The organism is Pseudomonas sp. Eqa60 (genome assembly GCF_018326405.1).
GTDB classification, from domain to species: domain Bacteria; phylum Pseudomonadota; class Gammaproteobacteria; order Pseudomonadales; family Pseudomonadaceae; genus Aquipseudomonas; species Aquipseudomonas protegens.
The window spans coordinates 1649677-1666463 of the sequence record NZ_AP024342.1 but is presented as its reverse complement, the minus strand read 5'-3'; the positions used below and the strand labels follow the sequence as shown (position 1 = coordinate 1666463).

Below are 16787 nucleotides of genomic sequence, written 5' to 3'. Positions count from 1 at the left end.
AAATTCGCATATGAGAATCACTTCCAAATAAAACGGAGGCTTTATCTGAAATGTCCAGTCCTGCCCGCCCACACCCATGGAAGTTGTGGTCCACATCCCTCGGTTTGATGGCCCTTAGCGAAGCCAGCCTAGGCGCCACCGAGCAATCCACCGAACGCCCATCCGACCCGGCATCCGTCACCCTCGGCACCACCCACGTCAAGGGCGAACACAAGCCGGGATACAAGCGCGAAACATCGGATTCGGTGAAGTTCACCGCACCGCTGCGCGAAACCCCGAAGTCGGTGACCATCATCACCGAATCCCTGATGCAGGAGCGTGCGGTGTCGACCCTGGCCGATGCCCTGCGCACCACGCCGGGAATCACCTTCGGCGCGGGCGAAGGCGGCACGCCGCTGGGCGACCGGCCCTTCATCCGTGGTTTCGAAGCCAGCACCGACATCATGATCGACGGCATTCGCGATGTCGGGCGCATGACCCACGAAGCCTTCAACGTCGAGCAGATCGAGATCGTCAAGGGCCCGGGCTCGGCCTACGCGGGGCGCGGTTCCACCGGCGGCACCATCAACCTGGTCAGCAAAGTGCCGCAGCAGGAAACCTTCGCCGCCGGCAGCCTGACCCTGGGCACCGATCAACTGCGCCGCACCACCGTCGACCTCAACCAGTACCTGCCCGAACAGAACATGGCGCTGCGCCTGAACGCCATGAAGCATGAAGCCGATACCCCCGGGCGCGACGATGTGGAAGTCACCCGCTGGGGCCTGGCGCCGAGCTTTTCCTTCGGCCTGAACACCGATACCCGCGGCACCCTCAGCTACTACCACATGCAGAGCGACGACATTCCCGACCAGGGTGTTCCGGTATCGGCCATCAGCGGCAAGCCGGTCAAGGTCGACCGGGACAATTTCTACGGCTTCAGCAAACGCGACTTCCGCAAGACCTCGGCCGACCTTTTCACCCTGCAACTGGAACACGACTTCAATGACCACCTGACCCTGCGCAACACCACACGCCAGGGGCGCAGCATGCAGGACTACATCATGAGCCGGCCGATTGCGACACCGGCCCAGGAGCGCAACAACCTCGCACAACGCACCGCTCGCCCACGTAACGTGGTCAATACCTCGCTGATCAACCAGACCGATATTTTCGGCAAGTTCGACACTGGCTCCATCGGCCACAGCTACAGCGCCGGCCTGGAATTCTCCCGGGAACGGATCGACGAGAAAAACCGCTATGGCAGCGCGGGCAGCGCCGACCTCGGTGACCTGAACAACCCCAACCCCAAGGATCCCTTCACCCCGGTGCCACGCGGCGATGGCCAGCATCGCGTTACCAAGCACAACAACCGCGCCCTGTACGTGATGGACACCCTGGCCCTGCATGAACAATGGGACCTGAACCTGGGGGCGCGCTTCGACAACTACCACGTGCGAGATGGTGTGCAGAGCAACCGCAGCAACCTCTGGACCTACCAGAGCGGCATCGTCTTCAAGCCGCTGCCGTACGGCAGCATCTACCTGTCCTACGGCACCTCGTTCAACCCATCAGGGGAAACCGCCGGGCAATCCGGGGGGGCCGACGGCGCCGCGGGCGGGCGGTTGAGCAACCTGGATCCGGAAAAGAGCCGCAGCATCGAGCTGGGCACCAAGTGGGACCTGCTGAACGAACGCCTGTCCCTGACCGCGGCCCTGTTCAAGACCGAGAAGACCAACGCCCGGACCTACGACCCGATCAGCAACGAGGTCACGCTGGACGGCGACGTCGAGGTGAAGGGGTTTGAAGTGGGAGCCACCGGCCATCTCACCGAGCAGTGGGAAGTGATGGCGGGCTACACCTACCTGGATGCCAAGACGGTCAAGTATGCGTCCGGAAAAAACACCAACTTCGATGGCAACCAGGCCAAGTTCATCGCCCCCAACAGCGGCTCGGTCTGGACCACCTACGCCCTCACCGACCGCTGGAAGGTCGGCGGCGGCGCCAACTATGTGGACAAGCGCTATACCAACGATGAAAACACCCGCAGCCTCGATTCCTACTGGCGCTACGACGCCATGCTCGCCTACCGGGTGAACAAGAACCTGGACCTGCAACTCAACGTGCTCAACCTCACCGACGAGACTTACTACGACGCCTCCCACGTGGGGATGTTCGCCACCGTCGCGCCGGGGCGCTCCGCCGAGCTGGCGGCCAACGTACGCTTCTGATGCCGTAAAGCCGGCTCCTGCACTCATCCGCAGGAACCGGCTGCCGGCGAACAGGCCTCAGAGCAACGCGCGAATATCCTCCAGCAGCCCTCGGGGAATCTGCACCCCGTGCTCCAGGCTGCGGGCCCGGGCCGCAAAACGCCGCTGTGACGGCAGCCGTGCGCCCTGTCGGGCAATCGCCGCGAACAACCCTTCCGCCCGTTCCAGCCCCTGCTCATAGCCCTCCCCCAAAAACACCCTGGGATCGAACGCCAGCACCAGTTCCCCATGGCAGGGCGTAGCCCCCACGCCTCCATCGAAGGCCATGGACTCGGCACTGGTCAGGTCGCCGATCAGGGCACCGGCCAGCAACTCGATCATCGCCGCCAGGGCCGAACCCTTGTGCCCGCCGAACGTCTGCATGGCGCCCTGCAACGCCGCCTTGGCATCAGTGGTGGGCTGGCCATCGGCGTCGATGGCCCAGTGCTCGGGAATCGGCTTGCCCTGGCGTGCATGCAGTTCGATATCCCCTCGGGCAATGGCACTGGTGGCGAAGTCAAAGACAAAAGGCTGGGCCCCCGGGCGCGGCCAGGCAAAGGCCAGGGGGTTGGTGCCGAACACCGGATGACGCCCGCCCGCCGGGGCCACCCAGCTATGGCTGGGGTTCATCGCCATCCCTACCAGGCCGTAGTCGGCAATCGCCTCGACCTCCGGCCACAGCGCGGAAAAGTGGAAGCAGCGCTTGATCACCATGGCGGCGATCCCCTGGCTGCGGGCCTTTTCCGCAAGGATCGGCAAACCGGTATGAAAACCCAGCAGGGAGTAGCCGTAATGGGCATCCACCTCCAGCACCCCGGGAGAAACATGCCGCAGGCTGGGTTCGGCCCGGGGGTCTATCCGGCCCTCGCGCACCGAACGTACGCAGCCCAGCAGACGATACACCCCATGGGAGTGGCACTCGTCACGCTGGCCCTGGGTGATGACCTCGGCGATCGCCCGGGCATGGGCGTCGGACAGGCCGTGACGAGTGAGGACCTGATAAGACAGGGCACAGACTTCATCCAGTGACAGGGTGATGTATTCAGACATGCAGGAACCTCTATGGCAGGTGGGGAACGCTCCTGTGGGAGAGTTTGCGGATAGGTAAGGCAAGAAGGATGAGCAGGCGCGCCTCGGGTCAGCCCGGGCCCTGGCCGTCGAGCAGCTGCGGCACCTGCAATGGATTGGCGCTGTGCAGTTCAGCCGGCAACAGCGACTCGGGCAGGTCCTGGTAGGACACCGGGCGCAGGAAGCGCTGGATCGCCAGGCTGCCCACGGAAGTGCTGCGGCTGTCGGAAGTGGCCGGGAACGGCCCGCCATGGACCATGGCATGGGCCACTTCGACACCGGTGCCGAAACCGTTGGCCAGCAGGCGCCCGGCCTTGCTCTCCAGCAGCGGCAGCAGCGCCCGCACCTGCGGCTGATCGCCCTCGCCCAGGTGAATGGCAATGGTCAGCTGGCCCTCCAGGCTGCGCAGTACCTGTTGCAGGACAGTCAAGTCGGCGCAGCGGACAATCAGCGAGGCCGGGCCAAAGATCTCCCCGCGCAACTCGGGGCACGCCATGAACGTCGCGGCCGAGGTGGCGAACAATGCCCCGCGCGCCTGCTGGCCCTGCCCTTCCGGGCCCTGGGCCAGGAGCTGCACCCGGGCATGCGCCGCGAGGCTGGCCACGCCTTGGCAGTAGCTGCGGTAAATGCCCGGCGTGAGCATGGTCTGCGCCGCCACGTGGCCGAGGGCCTCGGCGGCGGCCCGCTCAAAACGCTGCAACGCCGGCCCATCGACGGCCAGGATCAACCCCGGGTTGGTGCAGAACTGCCCGGCGCCCTGGGTCAGCGAGGCGACAAACGCCGGGGCGATCTGCTCGCCGCGCTCCTCAAGGGCATGGGGCAACAGCAGCACCGGATTGATCGAACTCATTTCCGCATACACCGGGATCGGCTCGGCGCGCGCCGCGGCGATCTGCATCAGGGCCATCCCGCCGCTGCGCGAGCCGGTGAAACCCACGGCCTTGATCCGCGAGTCCGCCACCAGCCCCTGGCCGATATCCCGGCCACTGTCGAACAACAGTGAAAACACCCCTTCGGGCATTCCCTGCTGCCGTGCCGCCCGGGCGATGGCCTGGGCCACCAGTTCCGAGGTGCCGGGGTGGGCCGAGTGCGCCTTGACGATCACCGGGCAGCCCGCCGCCAGGGCCGATGCGGTATCGCCGCCGGCCACGGAAAAGGCCAAAGGAAAGTTCGACGCACCGAACACCGCCACCGGCCCCAGACCCATCTGCCGCAAGCGCAGGTCGACCCTGGGCAAAGGCTGGCGCCCGGGCTGCGCCGGGTCGATCCGCACCCCGAGAAACCCGCCCTTGCGCACCACCGCGGCAAACAGCCGCAACTGGCCAACAGTGCGCCCGCGCTCGCCTTCCAGGCGGGCACGGGGCAGGCCGGTTTCCAGCAGGCAACGCTCGATCAGTTCATCCCCCAGCTCAAGAATCTGGCTGGCGATACTCTCCAGAAACGCCGCCCGCCGCTCCAGCGGCAACAGCCGATAAGGCTCGAACGCCGCCTGGGCCAGGGCACAGGCACGCTCCAGGTCGGCCGGTGCGGCCCCGCCAAAAGCCGGTTGCAGCACCTCGCCGGTGGCCGCGTTCAGCCCATGGATATGCCCGTGGGTGCCTAAGCCGGCTTGCTGGCCGATCAGCATCTGTCCAGTAACAGTCATGGTTTGCCTCGTCTGCTTGAAAGTGGGCACCCTCATTCCACCTCATCGCCGTCCAGCACCAGCTTGGCGCCGGGCACGCCGGTGTTGGCGCCCCAGTAGTAGATACACAGGGCCATGAGGGTGACGGTCAGGGTGTCGAAGGGGTGAGCCAGGGCGCCGATGCCGCCGAAGCTGCCCAGGTAGGAAATGACGATGGTCAGGGCATAGAACGCGATCAGCCACAGGGACGAACGCACCTGTTCGCCAAGGCTCAAGTGATCGGTGGGCACCAGGCGCTTGCACAACAGGTAGATCACGAACATCAGGATCTGCAGCCCCAGCAGCCAGGACACCGTGCCCCAGCCCGACCAGTAGACGATCAGCGCCGCGATCACGAAGGACACCGGCCCCAGCAGGGAAAAACCACGCACGCGGAACGGCCGCGCCAACTCCGGCGCGCTCTTGCGCAAGGCCGCGACACTGATGGGCGCCACTGCATAGCTCAGTACCAGGGCTGCCGAGACCACATTGATCAGGGCTTCCCAGGAAGGGAACGGCAAGGTCCAGAACACCGACAGGCCGAAGGTCAGCCACAGCGCCGGACGCGGAATGCCGGACTCTTCGTCGATGCGGGTGAAGATCTTGAAAAAGGTCCCGGTACGGGCCCAGCCGTAGACCACCCGCGGCGTGGCGTTCATGTAGATGTTGCCGCAGCCGCTGGGGGAGATCACCGCGTCGGCCACCACCAGGTAGGCCAGCCAGCCCACCCCGAGCGTCAGGGCGATATCGCGGTACGGCAGAGAGAACTCCTTGCTGATGCCGCTCCAGCCGTTGGCCAGCATTTCCGTGGGAATGCTGCCCAGGAAGGCCAGTTGCAGCAGGCCGTAGATCAGGGTCGAGAGCAGCACCGAAAGGATCAGGGCAATGGGAATGGTGCGCTGCGGATTGCGCACTTCGCTGGCCACGGAAATGATCGGGGTCAGCCCCAGGTAGGCAAAGATGATGCCCCCCGCCGAGACCGCCATCTCGATCCCCGAGAGACCGAACGGCGCAAAGCCCTGGACATGGAAGTTATCGGGCTTGAAGAAGGTGAACAGCACCCCGATCACCAGCAGCGGCACGATGAACTTGAACAGGCTGATGAAGTTGTTGGATTTGGCGAAGGTCTTGACGCTGTAGTAGTTGAGCCAGAAGAACAGGCACAACAGGGCGAACTGCACCAGCCAGCCGATGATCGTCGGGTTGCTCGAGCCCTCGTGGGTCAGCGCCGGGAACCAGGCCGCGGCGTACTGCCGGGCCGCCACCACTTCAATCGCCACCAGGCTGGAAAAGGCGATCAGGGTGATGAACCCCATCAGGTAGCCCAGCAGCGGCCCGTGGGAAAACACCGGATAGCGCACTACCCCGCCGGCCCGGGGCAGGGCTGCCCCCAGCTCGCAGTAGACGATGCCCAGCAGCAGTACGGCAAAGCCGCCCAGCAGCCAGGAAAAGATCCCCGCCGGCCCGGCAATCGCCGAAACGTGGCTGGCAGCGAACAGCCAGCCGGAACCGAAAATCGCACCCAGACCGATAAAGGTCAGGTCCACCAGAGAGAGTTGTTTCTTGAATTTGCCTTTGCCTGACATGGGGCTGCGCCTGTTTTGGATTATTGGAATGGGCAGATGGAATGTCACGTCGGCGGGGCCGTCCGACGCTTGCAGCACTGCACCCGGGCTGTGCCTTGTGGCTGCCCGGAGCTGTTGTTTGGAAGCGGGCGCCCTTCACCCTGGGCGCCCGTGAACGCCTTACAAGCCGACGTTGGGCAGGCTCGGGCGCGTGGCCAGGGCCTTGGCGACAATCGCCTTGACCTCGGCCAGGGTCTCGCCCTGCAGCGGCAAGCGCGGCGGCCGGGTAATGGACGAACCACGCCCTACCAGTTCCTCGCAGAGCTTGATGCACTGCACCAGGTCCGGACGGGCATCCAGGTGCAGCAGCGGCATGAACCAGCGGTACAGGGCCAGGGCTTCCTCGAAGCGCTTTTCCTTGGCCAGGCGGAACAGCGTCTCGCCCTCCTTGGGGAAGGCCACGGACATCCCGGAGACCCAGCCCTCGGCGCCCACCGCAACGCTTTCCACCACCACGTCATCGAGCCCGGCGAACAGCACGAAGCGGTCGCCGACGGCATTGCGCAGGTCGATGAAGCGCCGGGTATCGCCGGAGGAATCCTTGAAGCAGACGATGTTCTCGCAGTCCTGCAGGGCGATCAGTACGTCGGGGGTGACGTCGTTCTTGTAGATGGGCGGGTTGTTGTAGACCATCACCGGCAGGTCGGTGCCGGTGGCCACGGCGCGAAAATGCGCGGCGGTCTCATGGGGCTTGGCCGAGTACACCAGGGCGGGCATCACCATCACCCCGTCGGCCCCGGCCCTGGCGGCCTCGCGCACGGTGTTGCGGGCAAACTCGGTGGTGAATTCGGCCACCCCGGCAATCACCGGCACCCGGCCGCCGGCGGCGTCCTTGGCCACTTCGATCACCGCGAGTTTTTCCGCGGTGGTCAACGAGGTGTTCTCCCCCACGGTGCCGCACACCACCAGCCCCGAGACGCCATCGTCCACCAGGCTGCGCATGACCTTGTGGGTGGCTTGCAGGTTCAGGGAAAAATCGGCGTTGAACTGGGTGGTCACTGCGGGGAACACACCGCTCCACTGGATGGCTTTACGGCTCATGGTCTTGTCCTTGTATGAGGTCGGCCGGGCCGACAGGCGTTGGATACGAAATCCAGAGTCGCCTTTTATCCCCGTCGCAGCTTGAGACTTTTCACCCCGAAGGAGACGAAATCGGCACACTTGCCCGACGCTCGCGGCTCACCGGCGCGTTCCTCGCACACCGCCTCTACAGCCGAACGGACTGTGCCGATTTCGTCATCCACGACAGCGAAAACCCACAAGCGGCAGCGCCCCCGCCAAGGCCACTCTGTAGCTCTTTGCCCTCAGGTGCCCTCATGAAAAAAATAACCGTGATCGACTCCCACACCGGGGGTGAACCCACCCGCCTGGTCATCGACGGCTTTCCCGACCTGGGCCGCGGCTCCATGGCCGAACGCTTGCAGATCCTGGAGCGCGAGCACGACCAGTGGCGCCGGGCCTGCGTCCTCGAACCCAGGGGCAGCGACGTGCTGGTGGGGGCCCTGCTGTGCCAGCCGCAGGCCAGCGATGCCTGTGCCGGAGTGATCTTCTTCAACAACAGCGGCTACCTGGGCATGTGCGGCCACGGCACCATTGGCCTGGTGCGCTCGCTGTATCACCTGGGGCGCATCGACCAGGGCGTGCACCGTATCGAAACCCCGGTGGGCACCGTCGAGGCCACCCTGCACGAGGACCTGTCGGTGAGCGTGCGCAACGTCCCCGCCTACCGCTACCGCACCCAGGTGATGCTGCAACTGCCCGGCCACGGCAAGGTGCACGGCGACATCGCCTGGGGCGGCAACTGGTTCTTCCTGATCAGCGACCACGGCCAGCGCATTGCCCTGGACAATGTCGAAGCCCTGACCCACTACACCTGGGACGTGCGCCAGGCCCTCGAAGCCGCCGGCATCACCGGCGCCGAGGGCGGGGTCATCGACCACATCGAACTGTTCGCCGACGACCCGCAGGCCGACAGCCGCAACTTCGTGCTCTGCCCCGGCAAGGCCTACGACCGTTCGCCCTGCGGCACCGGCACCAGCGCCAAGCTGGCGTGCCTGGCGGCGGACGGCAAGCTCGCCCCGGGCCAGGCCTGGCGCCAGGCCAGTGTCATCGGCAGCCAGTTCAGCGCCCACTATGAGAAGGTCGGCGAGCAACTGATTCCGATCCTTCGCGGCAATGCCCACATCAGCGCCGAAGCCACTCTGCTGCTGGACGACAGCGATCCGTTCGCCTGGGGCATCGGCTCGTGACGCCGGTGGCCGAGGCCGAGGTGATAGTGGTGGGCGCTGGCATCATCGGTGCCGCCTGCGCCCATGAGCTGGCCCGGCGCGGCCTGCGGGTGCAGGTGCTCGACGATGGTCGTGGCGGTGCCACCGGGGCCGGCATGGGCCATCTGGTGGTGATGGACGACAACCCGGCGGAACTGGCCTTGAGTCACTACTCCCTCGGCCTCTGGCGGCAGCTGCGCGAACGCCTGCCCGAGGCCTGCGCCTACCGGAACTGCGGCACCTTGTGGTTGGCCGCCGACCACCACGAGAGGGACCTGGCGCGGACCAAGCAGCAGGCCCTGGCCGACCACGGCATCAGCGGCGAGCTGCTGGACAGCACCCGGCTGGCGAGCCTGGAACCGATGTTGCGCAAAGGCCTGGCCGGTGCGCTGAAGATCCCCGGCGACGCGATTCTCTACGCCCCGGCCACTGCCCACTGGCTGCTCGGCAACGCTTCGCTGATCAGGCGCCAGGCAGCCCGGGTGCGCAGCGTCGCCGGGGACCAGGTGGAGCTCGCCGACGGTCGCGTGTTGAGGGCACAACGGGTGCTGCTGGCCAACGGCTTCGCTGCCCGGGAACTGTTGCCGGCCCTGCCCCTGCGCCCGAAGAAGGGCCATCTGCTGATCAGCGACCGCTACCCGCAACAGGTCGGCCACCAACTGGTGGAGCTGGGTTACGCCGCCAGCGCCCACGCCAGCCACGGCACCTCGGTGGCGTTCAATGTCCAGCCGCGGCCCACCGGCCAGTTGCTGATCGGCTCGTCCCGACAGTTCGACACCCTCGATCCGGCCATCGACCCCAGCGTACTGGCGCCCATGCTGCGGCGCGCCGTGGACTACCTGCCGGCGCTCGCCGAGCTCAACGGCATCCGCGCCTGGACCGGCTTTCGCGCCGCCACGCCGGATGGCCTGCCGATCCTCGGCGAACACCCGCGGCAACCGGGCCTGTGGCTGGCGGTCGGGCATGAAGGCCTGGGAGTCACCACCGCCCCCGGCAGCGCGCGACTGCTGGTGGACCTGATGCTGGGCGAATGCCCGGTGCTCGACCCGCGCCCCTATCTGCCCGGGCGCTTCGCCGCCCTGACTGGAGACTTGCCATGATCATCTACCTGGACCAGCAGGCCCTGCAGGTGGCCGACGGCCTCAGCGTGGCCGCCGCCGTGGCCGGCAGCGCCGACCCGCGCACCCGCACCTCCTGCGGTGGCCAGCCGCGGACCGTGTTCTGCGGCATGGGCATCTGCCAGGAATGCCGGATGACCATCGATGGCCGCCGCCAGCTGGCCTGCCAGACCCTGTGCCGGGACGGCATGCAGGTGGAGCGCAGCCAATGACCGCCCGCCACCTGCAGTGCCAGATCCTCATCGTCGGCAGCGGCCCGGCGGGGCTGGCCGCCGCCCAGGCCGCCAGCCACAGCGCCAGCTCGATCCTGATCGTCGATGACAACCCGCGCCCCGGCGGCCAGATCTGGCGTCACGGCCCCCAGCATCCGCCCAGCGCCGCCCAGGCCGAGCACTTCAAGGTGCTGCAGCACCCGGCGGTGCGCTACCTCAGTGCCACCCGCATCATCTCGACCCTGGGCACCCACAGCCTGTTGCTCGAAGATGCCCGGCAGGCCTGGCACGTGGAATTCGAACAACTGATCCTGTGCTGTGGCGCCCAGGAACTGCTGCTGCCCTTCCCCGGCTGGACCCTGCCCGGGGTGACCGGGGCCGGCGGCCTGCAAGCGCTGCTCAAGAACGGCCTGGCGGTGGCAGGAAAGACCCTGGTGATCGCCGGCAGCGGTCCCTTGCTGCTGGCCAGCGCCGCCACCGCGCGCCGCGCCGGCGGCCGGGTGGTGCGGGTGCTGGAACAGGCCCCGGCGGCCTCGCTGCTGGGCTTTGCCGCCCAGTTGTGGCGCTGGCCGAACAAGCTGGCCCAGGCCCTGAGCCTGGCCACCCCGAGCTATCGCTGCAACGCCCACGTGGTCGAGGCGCTGGGCGAGCAGCACCTGCAGGCCGTGCGCATCCGCCAGGGCCGGCGCACCCTGGAAATCCCCTGCGACTACCTGGCCTGCGGCTTCGGCCTGGTGCCCAATGTGCGCCTGGCCAACCACCTGGGCTGCCGCCTGGAACAGGGCGCCATCGCGGTCGATCAGCAACAGCGCAGCAGCCTGCCCCAGGTCCTGGCCGCCGGCGAGTGCACGGGCATCGGTGGCAGCGAACTGGCGCTGATCGAAGGTCGGATCGCCGGCTGTGTGGCCAGCGGGCAGGCAGACCAGGCCGCCGAACTGATCCAGCAGCGCCGTCACTGGCAGCATTTTGCCGAGCGCCTGCTGCGGCATTTCGAGCTGCAACCGCAGGTCCTGCAACTGGCCCGAGCTGATACTCTGCTGTGCCGGTGCGAGGATGTGCCCTACGCCGCCGTGGCCGCAGCCCCCGACTGGGCCCAGGCCAAGCTGCAGAGCCGCTGCGGCATGGGCGCCTGCCAGGGCCGGGTCTGTGCCAGCGCGGCCCACCGCCTATTCGGCTGGGCACCCACCCCGCCACGGGCACCCCTGGTGCCGGCGCGGATCGCCACGCTGCTGCTCGACAGCCAGCAGGCACGCCCCGGCGCCGACAATGCAAACGGCGGCCCCTGAACCCCTTGGCTTTATCGACCCAGATCCATCCCCCAAGCCCCCATAGAGAGAGGCAGACGATGATCGATGGCGCACAGCTGCACCACTTGCCCCGGGCCATCGCCGCCCATGCACCCCGGGACCTCAATGGCCTGCTGGCCAATATGGCGCCGATCACCCCGCTGCTGGACTGCATCCCCAGCGCGGTGTTCTTCATCAAGGACCTGCAGGCCCGCTACCGAGTGGCGAACCTGACCCTGGCCCAGCGCTGCGGTTTCAAGAATGTGCGGCCCCTGCTGGGCAAGACCTCCGCCGAAGTCTTCCCGGCGGTGCTCGGCCCGGTCTACACCGAGCAGGACCAGCGCGTGCTGCGCCAGGGCATCACCATCAAGGGCCAGCTGGAACTGCATCTGTATGGCAGCCGCGAGCCCGGCTGGTGCCTGACCCACAAACTGCCGCTGTACGGGCGTGACGGGCAGATCATCGGCATGGCCGGAATCTCCCTGGACCTGCAGGCCGCCCATGACACCCATCCGGCCTATGAACGCCTGGCAGCGGTGGACCGGCATATCCGCGAGCACTACAGCGAGGCCATCCGCCTGGACGACCTGACCCGCATCGCCAGCCTGTCCACTGCCCAGCTGGAGCGCTACTGCAAGCGCATCTTCCACCTCACGCCACGGCAGATGATCCACAAGGTCCGCCTGGAACACGCTTCGCAGTTGCTGCTCACCGAAGAACCCATCACCGAGGTGGCGCTGCAATGCGGCTACACCGACCACAGCGCCTTCAGCCGCCAGTTCAAGGCCCTGACCGGGCTCAGCCCGCGCCAGTTCCGGCAGAACGCTGCCCGCTAGGGCGGGCTCATTCCTGGCAGAAGGTGCGGTAGTCGAACAGCGGTTCGAAGCCGGCCTTGCGGTAGATCGACAGGCCATCGAGGGAGGCTTCCAGCACGCAGGTCCTGGCGCCCCTGGCCCGGGCGAACGCCAGCACCGCTTGAATCAGCGCCGTGGCATAGCCCTGGCCCTGGCAATCCTGCACGGTGCCGATGTCATCCAGGCGCGCCAGCCCCGGCAGCAGCGAGAGGGTCAGGGCACTCACCGGGCGCTCCTCGACATACAGGGTGAAATGGCTCAGGGCCCGGCCCGCCGACAGCGCCGCCCGATGCCGGGCCAGGTACTGCTCGATCCCTCCCTCGCCGGACTCGAATGCACTCTGCACGGGCTGCGCCCAATCCTCCAGGCGCAGGTCGCTACAGCGCACCTGGGCCTGCGCCGCAAGCGCTTGCCGGGGCTCATGGCGCGTCAGATCGAGCACCATGCAGGTGGTCTTGTCCGCCGCCAGCAGATGCTGCTGGTGCAATTGCCCGCTGACCCGGGGCACCAGCGCCTCGGGCACCACCACACAGAACGGCATGCCCGTGCGCTGCAGGAACGCCACGCCTTCGGCCAACGCCCCCGGCTCGTCGACGGCGCAGACATTCATCATCAACAGGTTCAGGCTGCTGGCTTCGACCCCGGTGCAATAGGCACTCAGGCCACTGCCGAAACGTCGATAGAACTGGGAGATGGAAACGAAGAAATAGTCTTGCGCCTGGTGATACAGGTCGATGACCGAAGCACCGGTACTGGCCGACATAAGCTGCCTCCTTGAGCGTCGTGGCGCCCCATGGGGCACCTGGCCCGGGCCACGTTAAGCCCAGCGCCCCGACAGCTCCAGCACAATCCTGTTTTATTGTGCGAAGGAGTGTTGTGAGGTGTAAGCGGGCACTGGAAAAAAAGCACTTTCGCCAGAGCCCTGCTGTCACACCTTCAGACACCTCCCCATAAGGAACACGGCCATGAAGTTCTCGAAGATTTCGCAAGCGCTGTCGATGTGGGCCGGCAGCCCGAAAACCTTTCTCGGCGCGCTGTTGCTGATTCTGATCTGGGGGCTCAGCGGGCCGGTGTTTCACTTCAACGACACCTGGCAGTTGATCATCAATACCTCCACCACCATCATCACCTTCCTCATGGTGTTCCTGATCCAGAACACCCAGAACCGCGACAACGACATTCTGCACTTGAAGATCGACGAGCTGCTGCGGGCCACCAAGGCGGCCCACAACGCCATGCTCAGCCTGGACGGGCTGGACCTCAAGCAGCTGGAGCAGATGCGCCGCGAATACCGCGAGATCGGCCAGGGCGGCGATTCCGAGCTGTCCGTCAGCACCTCCAGCCAGCAGGACAAGACCGATCTCAACCAGTGCTGAGATCGGCTCGGCGAAGGCAGGCCCCTGCGTCGATCATCCTAGGGCAAAGGGTTGCCGCCGGTGACCCCGAACACTTCGCCGGTGATGTAGCTCGATTCCTGCGACGCCAATAGCACGTACAGGGGAGCGCATTCGGCCGGCTGCCCCGGACGCTTCATGGGGGTTTGCAGGCCGAACTGCGGGATCTTTTCCCGAGGCTGGCCACCACTGGGTTGCAGTACGGTCCAGATCGGCCCCGGCGCCACGGCGTTGACCCGGATCCCCCGCCCGATCACCTGTTTGGCCAGGGCCTTGGTGAAAGCCACGATCGCTGCCTTGGTGGTGGCGTAATCCAGGAGGCTGGCCGAAGGCTGGTAGGACTGGATCGACGCGGTGTTGATCACCGTGGCGCCAGCCGGCATCAGCGGCAAGGCCGCCTGACAGATCCAGAACAAGGCATACACGTTGGTCTTCAAGGTGGCGTCGAACTGAGCGGTGCTGATGTCGGCGATGTCCTCCTGCGCCACCTGCTTGCCCGCCACGTTGACCAGGATGTCCAGCCCACCCAGTTGCTCATGGGCGCGGCGCACCAGGTCGCGGCAGAAACGTTCGTCGCTGATATCGCCGGGAAGCGCAACGGCCTTGCGCCCGGCGGCCTTGATCAGCTCTATCACCTGGCGGGCGTCACGCTCCTCCTCGGGCAGGTAGTTGATGGCAACGTCCGCGCCTTCACGGGCATAGGCAATGGCCGCCGCGCGGCCGATACCCGAATCGCCGCCGGTGATCAGGGCCTTGCGCCCCAGCAACCGGCCAAAACCGTGATAGCTGTGCTCGCCGTGGTCGGGACGGGGAATCATGTCCTGGTCGATGCCCGGCGCCGTTTGCGGCTGGTCGGGAAATTCCGGCTGGGGGTACTGGGTCAGGGGATCCTGCATCGCGTACTGATTGGATACGGGTTGAGTCGACATGGTGCTCTCCAACTAAAGGGCAAGGATGGGGCAACGGCGGGCTCAACCGTCCAGCCGGTCGGACCGGCGCCCGGCCTGCAGGGCCTTGGCCATCTGCAGGTGGTTTTCCAGCTTGGGCAGGGTCTCTTCGGCAAATGCCTTGAGCTCCGGCACCTCACTGGTCTGCGCCTGCTGCTGGATCTGCTCGATGGCTTCTTCGGTGGCCTTGACCTGGCTGGCGGCGTAGGCGCGATCGAAGTCCTCGCCCTCGGCTTCAGGTACGCGGGGCATCAGGCGCTTGGCCTGGTCCATCACCTGTTCCCGGGGGGCGACCGGCAAGTCCAGCTGCTTGGCGATCTTGGCCAGGTGCTGGTTGGCGGTGGTGCGGTCGTTGATCACCTGGATGGTGTATTCCTTGACCGCCTTGGATGAGGTCTGCTGGTGGGCCAGGCGGCTGGCTTCGATATCGGCCATGCCCTTGGCCGAGGCGTCGTCGATGAAATCCGCGGGGGACTGGGCCAGGGCGCTGGTGGCGCCAAGGCCCAGGAGCAGTGCCAGTCCGGCACCGCGCATGACTGTGGCCATGGGGTTCATGAGGTGGCTCTCCGCTTGCAAATTGATCTGCCGGAAGCCATGGCTCCCGTCTGCATAGGGAAAGGTGGGGGGCGCAAAGGTTTAGAAAAACCCTCGCTTGCACGACGAACGGTGAACCCCGGCACGGCCGGGCCAGGGCTTCATCCGGTGCCTGCCGGCTCAGGCGTTGGAGCGGCTTTTCTGTGCCCGCTTGACCGCGTACATGGCTTCGTCGGCGTGCTTGAACAGCTGTTTTTCCTCCAGGCCATGCTCGGGATACAGGCCGATGCCGATGCTCGGCAGGATGTTCAACGAGTGGCCGTCCAGGCGCAGCGGCTCGCCCAGCGTCCGCCGGATCTTCTCCGCTACCCGCTGGGCATCCTCGCTGTGCTGCACGCTCTCCAGCAGGATCACGAACTCGTCGCCGCCGATCCGCGCCACGGTGTCGGTTTCCCGCACGCAGCCCTTGAGCCGGTTGGCCACCGCTTGCAGCAGCATGTCCCCCACCGCGTGCCCGCAGGTGTCGTTGACCTCCTTGAACTTGTCCAGGTCGACATACAGCAGGGCCATGCGCCCCGACTCGCGCCGGGCCCGGGCCAGGGCCGAACGCAGGCGCTCGCGCAGCAGTTCGCGGTTGGGCAGGTGAGTCAATTGATCGTATTCGGCCATGTAGTGCAGGCGTGCATGCAGCTGCTTGCGTTCGATGGCCGCGGCCAGCTGCGCGCTGACGTACTGCAAGAGTTCCTGGTCCTGTTCGCTGTAGCTTTCGGTGCCCGGGGCGCTCTTGACCATCAGCACGCCGATGGTGCCCTTTTGCGAATTCAGCGGCACGCCCAGCCAGCAGCGCGAACCCTGGATAGCCGCGAACTCGCTCCAGAGCACCCGGTTCACCGGGCACTCCGGCGCCAGCAGCAAGGGCTGGCCGCATTGCAGCACCTCGACACAGAAGCGTTCGATCAAGGTGCCCGGCAGTTCCGGGCTGCCCTCGCAGTCATCGACGTGATAGGGAAAACTCAGGCTGGCGCTGCGCTCGTCGTAGAGCGCCAGGGAACAGTTCAGCGCCGGCAGCCATTCGCCGATGATCCGATGCACATGCCGGAACAGCACCAGCAGGTCTTCGGTGGCATGGGCCGCCTCGGAAATCGCGTACAGCGCCGCCTGCCGGGATTCCGCCTGCTTGCGCTCGGTGATGTCGCGGGCCACGGCGATGCGCAACTGGTCCACTTCCGACCAGCGCGCCGACCAGAGAATATGCGCCACCCGCCCGTCCTTGCGCACGTAGCGGTTCTCGAAATTCGGCTTGGGCACCCCGCCCATGATTTCCCGGGCGGCCTGCAAGGTACGTTCACGATCGGCCGGGTGCACCAGCTCGATCATCGGGCGGCCGATCAGCTCGTCGGCGGTGTAGCCGAAGACCCGCTCACAAGCGGCGCTGACGAACACGAAGCGACCCTCGACATCCACGGCGCACACGGCGTCCAGGAGCAGGTCGATGAAACTGGCCAGAGGCGCGGAGTTCTTGGTTGCCATCAGAGAAAGCTACTACCCATGAAAAATGCACTGAGTACCCATCCCTTGAGCCCGGTCGCAGGCC

General features: G+C 66.3%; 15 protein-coding genes. 7 read left to right on the top strand and 8 right to left on the bottom strand.

Features of this window, described 5'->3' with window-relative positions; genetic code table 11:
• Positions 1-50: 50 nt before the first annotated feature.
• The gene (locus tag KI242_RS07465; protein WP_053156757.1) at positions 51-2207 is read left to right on the top strand and encodes a TonB-dependent siderophore receptor; all 2157 of its coding nucleotides are present in this window, start codon (positions 51-53) and stop codon (positions 2205-2207) included.
• A 57-nt stretch (positions 2208-2264) separates the two neighbouring features.
• On the opposite strand, the gene KI242_RS07460 is transcribed toward KI242_RS07465, so the two are convergent.
• The 4 genes from KI242_RS07460 to KI242_RS07445 form a co-directional block, all read right to left on the bottom strand.
• Entirely contained in the window at positions 2265-3275 is a 1011-nt protein-coding gene (locus KI242_RS07460; protein ID WP_210457458.1) for an Ldh family oxidoreductase, read from the bottom strand.
• Between the two features lie 88 nt (positions 3276-3363).
• Entirely contained in the window at positions 3364-4938 is a 1575-nt protein-coding gene (locus tag KI242_RS07455) for an aldehyde dehydrogenase (NADP(+)) (RefSeq protein WP_015634494.1), read from the bottom strand.
• 32 nt (positions 4939-4970) lie between these two features.
• Positions 4971-6542 carry an APC family permease gene (locus tag KI242_RS07450; protein WP_053156751.1) on the bottom strand — a complete coding sequence of 524 codons (1572 nt, stop codon included), beginning with the start codon at positions 6540-6542 and terminating at the stop codon, positions 4971-4973.
• Positions 6543-6701: 159 nt separating this feature from the next.
• Positions 6702-7622 (bottom strand): dihydrodipicolinate synthase family protein, encoded by a 921-nt coding sequence (locus KI242_RS07445; protein WP_011059755.1) that lies wholly within the window; start codon positions 7620-7622, stop codon positions 6702-6704.
• 275 nt (positions 7623-7897) lie between these two features.
• On the opposite strand from KI242_RS07445, the gene KI242_RS07440 reads away from it, so the two are divergent.
• Genes KI242_RS07440 through KI242_RS07420 form a run of 5 tightly spaced genes read left to right on the top strand, consistent with a single transcriptional unit; the run spans position 7898 to position 12300 of the window.
• The gene (locus tag KI242_RS07440; protein WP_065364415.1) at positions 7898-8830 is read left to right on the top strand and encodes a 4-hydroxyproline epimerase; all 933 of its coding nucleotides are present in this window, start codon (positions 7898-7900) and stop codon (positions 8828-8830) included.
• Positions 8827-9948, top strand: coding sequence for an FAD-dependent oxidoreductase (locus KI242_RS07435; protein ID WP_212806024.1), 1122 nt, complete (start codon positions 8827-8829; stop codon positions 9946-9948). The genes KI242_RS07440 and KI242_RS07435 overlap by 4 nt, the downstream gene beginning before the upstream one ends.
• A complete protein-coding gene (locus KI242_RS07430; RefSeq protein WP_011059752.1) occupies positions 9945-10178 on the top strand; it encodes a 2Fe-2S iron-sulfur cluster-binding protein in 234 nt (77 codons plus the stop codon). Before KI242_RS07435 ends, KI242_RS07430 begins: the two co-directional genes overlap by 4 nt.
• Positions 10175-11464, top strand: a complete 1290-nt coding sequence (locus KI242_RS07425) for an FAD/NAD(P)-binding oxidoreductase (protein WP_053156745.1) — start codon at positions 10175-10177, stop codon at positions 11462-11464. Before KI242_RS07430 ends, KI242_RS07425 begins: the two co-directional genes overlap by 4 nt.
• A 59-nt stretch (positions 11465-11523) precedes the next feature.
• Positions 11524-12300 carry an AraC family transcriptional regulator gene (locus KI242_RS07420; RefSeq protein ID WP_011059750.1) on the top strand — a complete coding sequence of 259 codons (777 nt, stop codon included), beginning with the start codon at positions 11524-11526 and terminating at the stop codon, positions 12298-12300.
• A 7-nt stretch (positions 12301-12307) separates the two neighbouring features.
• Here KI242_RS07420 and KI242_RS07415 read toward each other — a convergent pair whose 3' ends face one another.
• Positions 12308-13081, bottom strand: a complete 774-nt coding sequence (locus KI242_RS07415) for a GNAT family N-acetyltransferase (RefSeq protein ID WP_019096079.1) — start codon at positions 13079-13081, stop codon at positions 12308-12310.
• A 202-nt stretch (positions 13082-13283) separates the two neighbouring features.
• Between KI242_RS07415 and KI242_RS07410 the strand changes: the two genes are divergently transcribed.
• Complete coding sequence (locus tag KI242_RS07410) at positions 13284-13694, top strand: low affinity iron permease family protein (protein ID WP_072451069.1); 411 nt, start codon at positions 13284-13286, stop codon at positions 13692-13694.
• A 38-nt stretch (positions 13695-13732) separates the two neighbouring features.
• On the opposite strand, the gene KI242_RS07405 is transcribed toward KI242_RS07410, so the two are convergent.
• The 3 genes from KI242_RS07405 to KI242_RS07395 all read right to left on the bottom strand — a co-directional run bounded on the left by KI242_RS07405 (position 13733) and on the right by KI242_RS07395 (position 16723).
• Complete coding sequence (locus KI242_RS07405; protein WP_011059747.1) at positions 13733-14641, bottom strand: SDR family oxidoreductase; 909 nt, start codon at positions 14639-14641, stop codon at positions 13733-13735.
• 42 nt (positions 14642-14683) lie between these two features.
• Entirely contained in the window at positions 14684-15214 is a 531-nt protein-coding gene (locus KI242_RS07400; protein WP_011059746.1) for a DUF4142 domain-containing protein, read from the bottom strand.
• Between the two features lie 159 nt (positions 15215-15373).
• Complete coding sequence (locus KI242_RS07395; protein WP_011059745.1) at positions 15374-16723, bottom strand: GGDEF domain-containing protein; 1350 nt, start codon at positions 16721-16723, stop codon at positions 15374-15376.
• Positions 16724-16787: the final 64 nt, after the last annotated feature.